Genomic DNA, 11232 nt, shown 5'->3' on the forward strand with positions numbered 1-11232 from the left:
AACGATGCGCGTTCCCCTGCAGTTCCAAATCTATTCGCAACTTTTTTGCTCCGAACGATTTTCCGAGCCTTTCGCGGGCGTGCCGAAGGACTCCGCGGGCGCCGCGACCACTGCCGCCGCCGTCACCGGCAGGCCGGCCTCCCGCACCGCCCGGGCCGCCTCCGCGAGGGTCGCTCCGGTGGTGATCAAGTCGTCCACCAGGACCAGCCGCCCGCCGGCCGCCACCCGGGCCCCGTCGCGGCGCACCTCCAGCGCCCCGGCCAGGTTCTCCCGGCGCTCCCGCGCCCCCAGCCCGGCCTGGTCCGCCACCGTCCGCCGCTGCCGCAGTACGGGCGCCACCCGCGCGGCGGTCCCGCCCCGGCGCAGCTCCGCGGAAGCCGCCAGGGCGATCCTGCGGGCCGGATCATGGCCGCGCGCCCTGACCTGCCGCCGCGCCGACGGCACGGGCACCAGCACCACCTCGGGCCCGTCCTGGCCCCCTGCGGGGCCCGCCCGCACCGCCGCGGCCAGCGCCCGCCCCAGCGGCCCGGCCAGCGGAAGCGCCCCGCGCTCCTTGTGGGCCAGCAGGACGGCCCGTACGGCGCCCCGGTACGCGGCGGCAGCCTGTACCACCGGCAGCCCCGCCGGCTCCGCCCGCGGCCGCACAGCCCCCGTCCTCGCCCCGCTCAGCGCCTCGCGGCACTCCCCGCACAACAGCATCCGAACCTCCCCGCACCCGGCGCACTCCACCGGCAGCACCAGTCCGACGAGCTCCTGCCACCACCCGCGCATGACTCCACGGTGCCGGAGCCGGCCAGCGCTGTGCGACCCCTGTGGAAAACCCCCGGGGGCGGAGCGGGAAACGCCGGAGAAGGCCGGCGAAACCGAAGCAGGCCGAAGAAAAGGCCGAAAAGCGCCGTCGAGCCGCTCGCCCGAAAGAAAGCAGGTCAGCCCGGGTAGACGGGGGAGCTGCCGGCCGCCGACACGGTGAGCCACTGCGCGCCCGGCGGCAGCCACACGATGCCGTCGTCACTGGAGTAGGCGACCACCGGCTTCTTCTCGTCCTCCGACGCGGCGACCTCGCTCAGGCCGGTGGCGCCCGGCAGGCTGCCCGCCACCATCGACCCGTCGGCCTGCATGTACCGGGCCTGCATGACCCCGCCGCTCTCCCGGCCCACCACCAGCAGCCGGCCCCGCGGCGCCCAGCTCATCGCCGTCACGTCCGCCATCTGCGGGGCGGCCGGGCGCAGCTCGCGCACCGAGACCCGGCCCGCGTCCGCGGCTCCCTCGGGCCGCTCGACCCGGCCGATGTACAGGTTCTTCCGCCCGTCCTTGGAGAACAGCAGCGCGATCCGCACCCCGTCCGAGGAGACCCGCAGCGCCTCGATGCGCCGGCCGTCCAGCCCGGCCACCTCGACCTTCTGCGGGGTGCCGGTGCCGGCCGGCACCCGCCACAGCACCGGGTGCTGAGGGTCCCGGTCGGCGACCCACAGGTCGCCCCGGCCGTCCCAGCTGGGGGCCGACAGGCCGTCCTTGACCCGGCTGGTGAGCAGCGGGGCGGGCAGCGGTCCGGCGGTGGTCAGCGACACCACGTACAGGTTGTGCCCGTCCTCGGAGACCACTCCGGCGCGCTTCTCCTCGTACGCGACGGCCGCGGTGCCCACCTTCAGCTGCGGGGCGGAGGACAGCGGGCCGCCGACCGGCACGGCCCGCTCGAACGAGTGCTCCGGGTCGCTGGGCAGGTCGACGCTCAGCAGCTTGTGGCCCTCGATGTAGTACTCGTGGCGGGGGCTCGGCACCCGGTTGGCGATGGTGGCCGCCACCGACTCGTCCACTCCGCACAGCACCGACTTGTCGGGGCGCACCAGCTCGACCCGGGCCAGCCGGGACGAGGTCAGGTCGCGGACGGTGTACATCAGCTGGGTGGCCATCTTCTGGCACTGCGGTTCGGTGACGTTGTCGACCTTGTCGTTGAGCGGGACGCGCAGGGTGTTCTGGGCGTCGTACGACAGGGACTTGGTGCCGTCCTTGAGTGCCGTCCCGGTGGGGAAGCTGGAGGTGACGACCGGGCCGAGCCACTTGGACGGCCCGTCCAGCAGCGACTGCACGGTCTGCGTCATCTTGTCCATGCGCGAGTCCGGGTCGGTGCGCTGGCGCACGTACACGGGGTCGGCGACGAGGGTGCCCGAGGCGAAGTAGTACTTGTTGACGGGCATGAAGATGCGCTGGAAGTCGGACTCGCTGAGCACCAGGCCGTCGGGCAGCGAGGAGATCCGCCACTCGTTGCCCTGCCGGACCAGCTCCAGGTACTGCTCGAACTGCACCCCGCCGGTCTCCGGGTGGTAGGCGCTGCGCTCGTCGACGGTGGCGACCTTGTTGCCGGACAGCTTGAAGCGGGGGGCCTCGGGTTCCTTCTGGTGCTTGCCGGGCTTGTCGGGCGAGCGGCCGAGGCCGGCGGAGAGCACGGTGATGCCGGAGCCCGGCTTCCAGGTCTTCGCGGCTTCGGTGGTCAGGTACTGGCGGGCGGTGGACAGCTGCGGGTCGTCGCTGGTCATCGCCTCCAGGAAGCCGCCGACGATCTCCGACGGGCTGGCGTTGGCGGCCGGCGGCACGCCGTACACGCGGACCTGTGAGTCGGCGCCCTGGGAGTGCGAGACGGCCCGCACCTCGCCGTGGGTGGGCATGGAGGCGCAGCCGGCCAGCAGCAGGCCGGCGCCGCCCAGCGCGAGGGCGCCCCCCGTGCGCTGCGCCCGGCTGTCCCTAGACCTGGCCTTCACCGGGTTCACCCTCTCGTTGTGTGGTCTCGGCCGGGCGGGCCACCACCCGGGCGCCGTTGCCGGGCAGGGCCGTCGGGTCGGCCGGGACCGGTACGGCGGTGCTCACCGCGGGCCGCGGCGGTATCGGCGAGCGGTGGTCGGGTCCGGTGCCCGGGGTGCGCCGGTCTCCGGGGCGCGGGCGTCCGCCCGGCTCCGCGCCGCCGCCGTGGCGGGCGGCGGCCCGGTCCGCGGCGGCCTTCTCGGCGGCGGCCTTCTCCGCGGCGGCCCGGGCCCGGTTGCCGCGCGAGTCCTCGGGCTCCAGGGGGATCGGGGAACCGCGCAGCGGCTCGTCGGCGGTGCGGGGCAGGGTGAGCCGGAACTGCGAGCCGCCGCCCGGTTCGCCCCAGGCCTGCAGCCAGCCGCCGTGCAGCCGGGCGTCCTCGACGGCGATGGACAGGCCGAGGCCGGTGCCGCCGGTGGTGCGGGCCCGGGCCGGGTCGGCCCGCCAGAAGCGGTTGAAGACGCGGGTGGCCTCGCCGGGCTTGAGACCCACGCCGTAGTCGCGGACGGCCACGGCGACGGCGCCGCCGGCCGAGGCCAGCCGGACCACGACGTCCCGGCCCTCGCCGTGCTCGACGGCGTTGACGACCAGGTTGCGCAGCACCCGCTCGACCCGGCGGGCGTCCGCTTCGGCGACCACCGGCTGGGAGTCGCCGAGCACCCGGATCCGGCTGCCCTTGCGCTCGGCGAGCGGCTCGGCGCCGTCGATGACGCGGCGTACGACGTCCCGGAGGTCTATCGGCTCCGCCTCCAGGGCGGCCGCGCCGGCGTCGAACCGGCTGATCTCCAGCAGGTCGGCGAGGAGCGACTCGAAGCGGTCGAGCTGGCCGGCGAGGAGTTCGGCGGACCGGGCGGTGATGGGGTCGAAGTCGGCGCGGGCCTCGTGGATGACGTCGGCGGCCATCCGGACGGTGGTCAGCGGGGTGCGCAGCTCGTGCGAGACGTCGGAGACGAACCGGCGCTGCATCCGGGACAGGTCCTCCAGCTGCTGGATCTTGTTCTGGAGGTTCTGGGCCATCTTGTTGAAGGCTTCGCCCAGGCGGGCGATGTCGTCCTCACCGGTGACCTTCATCCGCTCCTGGAGGCGGCCGGCGGAGAGCCGTTCCGCGATCCCGGCGGCCATCCGGACGGGGGTGACGACCTGGCGTACCACGAGCCAGGCGATGGCGCCCAGCAGGACGACGACGAACAGGCCGGCGGTGGCGATGGTGCCCTTGACCAGGTTGAGGGTCTCCTCCTCCTGCGTCAGCGGGAAGAGGTAGTAGAGGTGGTACGGCTCGCCGTTGATGTCGGTCAGGCGCTTGCCGATGACCAGTGCGGGCTCTGCCGGGGTGTTCGGCGCGCTGTATTTGATCTCGGAGAAGGTCTGGTAGGCGCCGGCCCGGGTGTCCACGGCCCTGCGCAGCGCCTCGGGCACGCTCACCGCCGGGTCGACATCGCCGGAGGCACGCGCTCCGCGTACCCCGGGCCCGATTTCCCCGGTGCCCAGGGCGACCACCTCGAAGGCGGTCTGCCCGCCGCTGGCGAGCTGCTTGACCAGCAGGTTCATCCAGGTGCTGGCGTCCCGGCCGAGCTTGTTGTCGACGGCGGTGGGGTCCTGCCCGTCCGCCGCGGACGGGGCGTTCGCCCGCTCCTGGGCGACCGCGAAACCGCCTGCGGCCTGGCTCTGCGCGGCCTCCTCCTTGGCGTCGAGGAGCCCGTTGCTGACCTGCCCTATGACGACGAAGCCGAGCAGCAGGACCACGCCCAGGGACATCAGCAGGGTGGCGGCGACCACCCGCAGCTGGATGTTCCGCCGCCACATCCGGACAGCCGGAAGCAGCGGCCTGCGCACCAGTCGGGCGAGGAGCCGCAGGACGGGGCCGCCGGGCGCCCCGTCGTGGAGCATCCGGCCGGCCCGCGGGGACCTGCCGGGGTTCATGCTGCTCAGCTCGGTCCGGCCTTGTAGCCGACGCCGCGGACCGTCACCACGATCTCGGGGCGCTCCGGGTCCTTCTCGACCTTGGAGCGCAGCCGCTGCACGTGCACGTTGACGAGGCGGGTGTCGGCCGCGTGCCGGTAACCCCAGACCTGCTCCAGCAGCACCTCGCGGGTGAACACCTGCCAGGGCTTGCGGGCGAGGGCGACCAGCAGGTCGAACTCCAGCGGGGTCAGCGCGATCGATGCTCCGTCCCGCTTCACCGAGTGGCCGGCCACGTCGATGACCAGGTCACCGATGGCCAGCTGCTCCGGTGCGGGCTCCTCCGAGCGGCGCAGCCGGGCCCGGATGCGTGCAACCAGCTCCTTTGGCTTGAACGGTTTGACGATGTAGTCGTCGGCCCCTGACTCCAGGCCCACCACCACATCCACGGTGTCACTCTTGGCGGTGAGCATGACAATAGGCACGCCGGACTCGGCGCGGATCAGCCGGCAGACCTCTATGCCGTCCCGTCCGGGCAGCATGAGATCCAGCAGCACCAGGTCTGGCTTGGCCTCGCGAAAGGCAGCCAGGGCCTTGTCGCCGTCCGCCACGAACGACGGCTCGAAACCTTCTCCACGCAGCACAATGCCGAGCATCTCGGCCAGCGCGGTGTCGTCGTCGACGACAAGGACGCGTCCCTTCATGGTTGACATCATCCCATTAGCCAATCGTGACCCGGCGTGACCTGGCACACAGCGGGCCTCCTGTGATCCAGTCGTCCAGTCTGCCGCCTCGGCAGGCGACAATTGAAGGTGTGAGCAGGGCCGGAATACGGGGGAGGGCCGGTCCGCCCGGAGATCGCACGTGGCACGATGGCAGCCGACCAGCGCCCCGCCCCCTCCGCACGGGCACCCCCTGAAGGAGCGACGATGAACGACTCTCCGGGCTGGGCCTCGCCCGGATCCGACCCGTCCGACCGCGAACAGGGCGCAAACCCGCAGCCCGCGCAGCCGGACCGGCCCGATTCCAAGTGGTCCGCGGAGCAGCCGCCGCCCGGCCAGTGGTCGAACCCGGGCACCGGCCAGACCCCGCCGCCGGCCCCGCCGCAGCCCGGCGCCGGCTGGGGCGGGTACGGAAAGCAGCCCGGCGGGCCGCCGTACGCCCCGGGCGGCTGGGGCAAGCCCCCGGCCGCCAAGCCCGGCGTGATCCCGCTGCGTCCCCTGGGCCTCGGCGAGATCCTGGACGGCGCGGTCACCACGATGCGCACCCACTGGCGCTCCGTACTGCCCCTCACCCTGGCCGTCGCCGTCGTCATCCAGCTGATCAGCCTCTCCCTGCAGCGCACCGTGCTGTCGGACTTCCTCGTCACCCCCGACGAGAACGCCACCCCCGACGAACTGCTCGACTCCCTCGGCGGCAGCCTGGTCGTCAGCCTCACCGACAGCTTCATCCAGCTCGTCGGCTCCGTCATCGTCACCGCCCTACTCACGATGATCTTCAGCAAGGCGGTGCTCGGCCAGGCCTCCAGCATCCGCGAGGCCTGGCACGGCGCCCGCCCCCAGCTCCCCAAGCTGGCCGGACTGGCCCTGCTGCTGACCCTCGGCGCCCTCGCGATCGCCGCCGTACTGATGCTCCCCGGCGTCGCCGCCGGAAGCGTCGGCCTCCTCGTGTTCGGACTCATCGTGGCCCTCGGGCTCATCGCCTGGCTGTGGACCAAGTTCGCGCTGGCCTCCCCCGCGCTGATGCTGGAGCGGGCCGGGATCGCCCAGTCGCTGCGCCGGTCCTCGAAGCTGGTCGGCGGCTCCTGGTGGCGGATCTTCGGCATCTCCGTCCTCACCAACATCATCACCGGGTTCGTGGCCGGCCTGATCGTCGCCGTCTTCACCTTCATCGGCGGCCTCGTCAGCAGCGACGGCCTCTCCGGCGTCCTCGACGGCCGCGGCGTCGACAGCTGGCCCTTCCTGATCATCTCGGGGATCGGCACGGTCATCGCCCTGACCATCGTCCTGCCGATGCAGGCCGGCGTCACCGTCCTCCTGTACATCGACCAGCGGATCCGCCGCGAAGCCCTCGACCTGGAGCTCGCCCGTGCGGCCGGCGTCGAGAACTACGGCGGCAACCAGGGCGGCACCCCCGGCAGCACCCCGCCGCCGGCCGGGAGCTGATGCGGTGACCGGCACGGGGGGCCTGCCCATCAGCGAGACACCGCCGGTGACGACACCGCGCGACGCGGCCCGCGAGGCCGCCGAGCGCGAACTGTCCAAACCGAGGTACCACGAGAACGACCCCAGCCTGGTCGACCGGGCCATGCGGAAGTTCTTCGAGTGGGTCGACGACCTGTTCGGCGCCGCCTCCGGGGCGACCCCCGGAGGCACGCTGGGCATCATCGTGGTCATCCTGCTGATCGTGCTGGCCGCCGGCCTGCTGTGGTGGCGGCTCGGCACCCCCGAACGGGCCGCCGGCCCCGCAGGCACCCTCCTCGACGAGCGGGCCCGCACCGCCGCCGAATACCGGACCGCAGCCGACGCCCACGCGGCCGCGGGCCGCTGGACCGAAGCCGTCCAGGACCGGATGCGCGCCCTCGTGCAGTCCCTGGAGGAACGCACCCTCCTGGACCCCCGCCCCGGCCGCACCGCCGACGAGGCCGCCGCCGAAGCCGCCGCCTCCCTCCCCGCCCACGCGGCGGACCTCCGTACCGCCGCCCGCGTCTTCGACGACGTCACCTACGGCGGCCGCACCGCCGACCAGGCCATGTACGTACGGCTCCGCGAGCTCGACCTCACCGTCGAACGCGCCCGCCCCGCACTGGCCACAGCCGCCGCCGGTGCCGCCCCCGCCGCCGGGCCCGAACACCCCGGAGCCGCCTCATGACCGGCCCCGACCGGCACGAGGCCCAGCCGCGCCCAGCCGCCCCCGCAGAGCCCCGTACCTCGACCGCCCTCGACGCCGCAGCCCTGTGGCGGCGGGCCCGCGGCTTCCTGCTCTTCCTCGCCGTCCTCCTCGCCGCCGGCATCGTCCTCGCCGCCTTCGACTCCGGCCGGCAGCACGCCGCCCTCGACCCCCGCTCCGCCGACCCGCTCGGCAGCCGCGCACTCGCCCAGCTCCTCGACGAACGCGGGGTCACCACCCGGGTCGTGACCTCCACTCAGGAGGCCGCCGACGCCGCCGGACCCGACACCACCCTCCTCGTCACCGACCCCGGCCTCCTCGGACCCGCCCAGCAGCACACCCTCCGCACCGCCATCGACCTGTCCGGCGGCCGCACCGTCCTGCTCGGCCCGCGCGGCAGCACCGCCCGCGCCCTCGCCCCGGGCGTCGAAAGCCGCGCCGCCACCGGCGACGAACTCCGCGCCCCGGACTGCGCACTGCCCGCCGCCGTCTCCGCGGGCCGCGCCCAGACCGGCGGCGACGTCCGCTACACCACCGCCAACCCCGAGGCCACCGGCTGCTACCCGGACGGCGGCAGGCCGACCCTGCTCGTCCTCCCCGCGACCGCCGGCGGCGACACCGTCCTCCTCGGCAACAGCGCCCTGCTCCACAACGAGAACCTCGCCGAACAGGGCAACGCCTCCCTCGCCCTGCACCTCCTCGGCTCCCGCCCGCACCTCGTCTGGTACCTGCCCTCCGTCGCCGAACTCGCCGAATCCGGCGGCGCCGAGGACAAGTCCCTCCTCGAACTCGTCCCGGCCGGCTGGGGCTGGGCCCTGCTCCAACTCGCCCTCGCCGCCGTCCTCGCCGCCCTGTGGCGGGCCCGCCGGCTCGGCCCGCTCGTCACCGAGCACCTGCCGGTCGTCGTCCGCGCCTCGGAAGCCACCGAGGGCCGCGCCCGCCTCTACCGCAAGGCCGGCGCCCGCGACCGCGCCGCCACCGTGCTGCGCGCCGCCGCCCGCGAACGCCTCGCCGCACTGGTCGGCGTACCGGCCGCCGGGGCACACGACCCGGGCGTCCTGCTGCCCGCCGTGTCCGCCGCAGCCGGCCCGGCCCAACCCCAGCCCCCCGCCCGGGATCTGACCCACCTTCTCTTCGGCCCCACCCCCGCCGACGACGCGGCACTCGTCGCGCTCGCCGACCACCTCGACGCCCTCGAAAGAGAGGTCCGCACCTCATGACGTCCCCGACCACCGAGTCCGCCGCCTCGGCGGACCGCGCCCGCGCCTCCCTCGAAGCGCTCCGCACCGAGATCGGCAAGGCCGTGGTCGGCCAGGACTCCGCCGTCACCGGTCTCGTCGTCGCCCTGCTCTGCCGCGGACACGTCCTCCTCGAAGGCGTCCCCGGCGTCGCCAAGACCCTCCTCGTGCGGGCCCTCGCGGCCTCCCTCGAACTCGACACCAAGCGCGTCCAGTTCACCCCCGACCTGATGCCGTCCGATGTCACCGGCTCCCTGGTCTACGACGCCCGCACCGCCGAGTTCTCCTTCCAGAACGGCCCCGTCTTCACCAACCTGCTGCTCGCCGACGAGATCAACCGGACCCCTCCCAAAACCCAGTCCTCCCTCCTGGAGGCCATGGAGGAACGTCAGGTCACGGTTGACGGCACACCCCGCCCGCTGCCCGACCCCTTCCTCGTCGCAGCCACCCAGAACCCCGTCGAGTACGAGGGCACCTACCCCCTCCCCGAGGCCCAACTCGACCGCTTCCTCCTCAAACTGACGGTCCCGCTGCCGTCCCGCGAGGACGAGATCGGCGTCCTGACCCGGCACGCGGCCGGCTTCAACCCCCGTGACCTCAAGGCCGCCGGCGTACGCCCGGTCGCCGGCCCCGCCGACCTGGAGGCGGCCCGCCAGGCCGTGGCCCGCGTCTCCGTCTCCCCCGAGATCGCCGGGTACGTCGTCGACATCTGCCGCGCCACCCGCGAATCGCCGTCCCTGACCCTGGGCGTCTCCCCGCGCGGCGCCACCGCCCTGCTGGCCACCTCCCGCGCGTGGGCCTGGCTGACCGGCCGCGACTACGTCACCCCCGACGACGTGAAGGCCCTCGCCCTGCCGACCCTCCGCCATCGCATCCAGCTCCGCCCGGAAGCGGAGATGGAAGGAGTCACGGCCGACTCGGTCCTCTCGGCGATCCTGTCCCACGTCCCCGTGCCCCGCTGATGGGATTCACCGGACGCGCCGCACTGCTGGCGGCCCTCGGCAGCATCCCGGTCGGCATCCTCGAACCCGGCTGGACCGGGATCCTCTCCGTCAACGGCCCGCTGGCCCTGGCCTGCGCGGTCGACTGCGCCCTCGCGGCACCGGTCCGTACGCTCCGACTGGCCCGCTCCGGTGACACCTCCGTCCGCCTCGGCGAAACCGCGGACGTCCACCTGACCGTCACCAACCCGGGCACCCGGCCGCTCCGCGCCCGCCTCAGGGACGCCTGGCCGCCCAGCAGCTGGCTGCCCGGCACCGACACCGAGGCCTCCCGGCACCGGCTGCTGGTCCCGCCCGGCGAACGCCGGCGCCTGACCACCCGCCTGCACCCCACCCGCCGCGGCGACCGCGAAGCCGCCCGGGTCACCATCCGCTCGTACGGGCCGCTGGGCCTGTTCACCCGCCAGGGCTCGCACGAGGTCCCCTGGACGGTCCGGGTCCTGCCCCCGTTCACCAGCCGCAAGCACCTCCCGTCCCGCCTGGCCCGGCTCCGCGAACTGGACGGCCGCACCAGCATGCTGACCCGCGGCGAAGGCACCGAGTTCGACAGCCTCCGCGACTACGTGCCCGGCGACGACACCCGCTCCATCGACTGGCGCGCCACCGCCCGGCAGCACAAGGTCGCCGTGCGCACCTGGCGCCCCGAACGCGACCGGCACATCCTGATCTGCCTCGACACCGGCCGCACCTCGGCCGGCCGCGTCGGCGACGCACCCCGCCTGGACGCCTCGATGGACGCGGCCCTCCTCCTCACCGCCCTGGCCACCCGGGCCGGCGACCGCGTGGACCTTCTGGCCCACGACCGCCGCACCCGCGCCCAGGTCCAGGGCCGCCCGCCCGGCGACATCCTGGCCGCGTTCGTCAACGCGATGGCCCCGCTCGAACCCGAACTGGTCGAGACGGACGCCCGCACCCTGATCTCCACCATCCTCCGCAACGCCCCGCGCCGCTCCCTGGTGGTCCTCCTGACGAGCTTGGATGCCGCCCCCATCGAAGAGGGCCTGCTCCCGCTCCTCCCCCAGCTCACGCAACGCCACACGGTCCTGCTGGCCTCTGTGGCAGACCCCCACGTAGCGACCATGGCCGCATCCCGCGGCTCCGTGGACGCCGTCTACGAGGCCGCGGCCGCCACCCAGTCCCAAACACAGCGCCGCCGCACCGCGGACGAACTGTCCCGCCACGGCGTCACGGTCGTCGACGCCACCCCCGACACCCTCGCCCCCGCCCTGGCAGACGCCTACCTATCCCTCAAATCCGCCGGCCGCCTCTAACCCCCTCCCGAGGCCTCACTGCCCCGGGATCCGGTTAACGGGTCCTGAACGCAGAAAAGCCCCGCACCATAAGGTGCGGGGCTTTCCCACAATGATTGTTCGGCGGCGTCCTACTCTCCCACAGGGTCCCCCCTGCAG

9 protein-coding genes are annotated in these 11232 nt (G+C 73.9%); 5 read left to right on the forward strand and 4 right to left on the reverse strand.

What is annotated here, in order from left to right:
- Positions 1-30: 30 nt before the first annotated feature.
- From AB0447_RS16890 to mtrA, 4 genes are all read right to left on the reverse strand, one after another.
- Entirely contained in the window at positions 31-771 is a 741-nt protein-coding gene (locus tag AB0447_RS16890) for a ComF family protein (protein ID WP_366477419.1), read from the reverse strand.
- Between the two features lie 155 nt (positions 772-926).
- Positions 927-2756 (reverse strand): LpqB family beta-propeller domain-containing protein, encoded by a 1830-nt coding sequence (locus AB0447_RS16895; RefSeq protein WP_366477420.1) that lies wholly within the window; start codon positions 2754-2756, stop codon positions 927-929.
- A complete protein-coding gene (gene mtrB, locus AB0447_RS16900; protein ID WP_366477445.1) occupies positions 2740-4683 on the reverse strand; it encodes an MtrAB system histidine kinase MtrB in 1944 nt (647 codons plus the stop codon). The genes AB0447_RS16895 and mtrB overlap by 17 nt, the downstream gene beginning before the upstream one ends.
- 38 nt (positions 4684-4721) lie before the next feature.
- Positions 4722-5411, reverse strand: coding sequence for a two-component system response regulator MtrA (gene mtrA / locus AB0447_RS16905; RefSeq protein WP_189747360.1), 690 nt, complete (start codon positions 5409-5411; stop codon positions 4722-4724).
- Positions 5412-5624: 213 nt separating this feature from the next.
- Here mtrA and AB0447_RS16910 point away from each other — a divergent pair, with 213 nt between their 5' ends.
- Genes AB0447_RS16910 through AB0447_RS16930 form a run of 5 tightly spaced genes read left to right on the forward strand, consistent with a single transcriptional unit; the run spans position 5625 to position 11094 of the window.
- The gene (locus AB0447_RS16910; protein ID WP_366477422.1) at positions 5625-6860 is read left to right on the forward strand and encodes a hypothetical protein; all 1236 of its coding nucleotides are present in this window, start codon (positions 5625-5627) and stop codon (positions 6858-6860) included.
- 4 nt (positions 6861-6864) lie between these two features.
- Entirely contained in the window at positions 6865-7566 is a 702-nt protein-coding gene (locus AB0447_RS16915; protein WP_366477423.1) for a DUF4129 domain-containing protein, read from the forward strand.
- Positions 7563-8804: a DUF4350 domain-containing protein gene (locus AB0447_RS16920; RefSeq protein WP_366477424.1), complete on the forward strand. Its 1242-nt coding sequence runs from the start codon at positions 7563-7565 to the stop codon at positions 8802-8804. Before AB0447_RS16915 ends, AB0447_RS16920 begins: the two co-directional genes overlap by 4 nt.
- Positions 8801-9784: a MoxR family ATPase gene (locus tag AB0447_RS16925; protein WP_366477425.1), complete on the forward strand. Its 984-nt coding sequence runs from the start codon at positions 8801-8803 to the stop codon at positions 9782-9784. The genes AB0447_RS16920 and AB0447_RS16925 overlap by 4 nt, the downstream gene beginning before the upstream one ends.
- Positions 9784-11094: a DUF58 domain-containing protein gene (locus AB0447_RS16930; protein ID WP_366477426.1), complete on the forward strand. Its 1311-nt coding sequence runs from the start codon at positions 9784-9786 to the stop codon at positions 11092-11094. The genes AB0447_RS16925 and AB0447_RS16930 overlap by 1 nt, the downstream gene beginning before the upstream one ends.
- Positions 11095-11232 lie beyond the last annotated feature (138 nt).

The organism is Streptomyces sp. NPDC051211 (assembly GCF_040689505.1).
In the GTDB taxonomy this organism is placed as follows: Bacteria; Actinomycetota; Actinomycetes; order Streptomycetales; family Streptomycetaceae; genus Streptomyces.

What these genes read in the sequence shown, in the direction of transcription:
- AB0447_RS16890 (WP_366477419.1), bottom strand. Translation starts at nt 771, where the DNA reads ATGCGCGGGTGGTGGCAGGAGCTCGTCGGACTGGTGCTGCCGGTGGAG.
- mtrB (WP_366477445.1), bottom strand. Translation starts at nt 4,683, where the DNA reads ATGCTCCACGACGGGGCGCCCGGCGGCCCCGTCCTGCGGCTCCTCGCC.
- mtrA (WP_189747360.1), bottom strand. Translation starts at nt 5,411, where the DNA reads ATGATGTCAACCATGAAGGGACGCGTCCTTGTCGTCGACGACGACACC.
- AB0447_RS16910 (WP_366477422.1), top strand. Translation starts at nt 5,625, where the DNA reads ATGAACGACTCTCCGGGCTGGGCCTCGCCCGGATCCGACCCGTCCGAC.
- AB0447_RS16920 (WP_366477424.1), top strand. Translation starts at nt 7,563, where the DNA reads ATGACCGGCCCCGACCGGCACGAGGCCCAGCCGCGCCCAGCCGCCCCC.
- AB0447_RS16925 (WP_366477425.1), top strand. Translation starts at nt 8,801, where the DNA reads ATGACGTCCCCGACCACCGAGTCCGCCGCCTCGGCGGACCGCGCCCGC.
- AB0447_RS16930 (WP_366477426.1), top strand. Translation starts at nt 9,784, where the DNA reads ATGGGATTCACCGGACGCGCCGCACTGCTGGCGGCCCTCGGCAGCATC.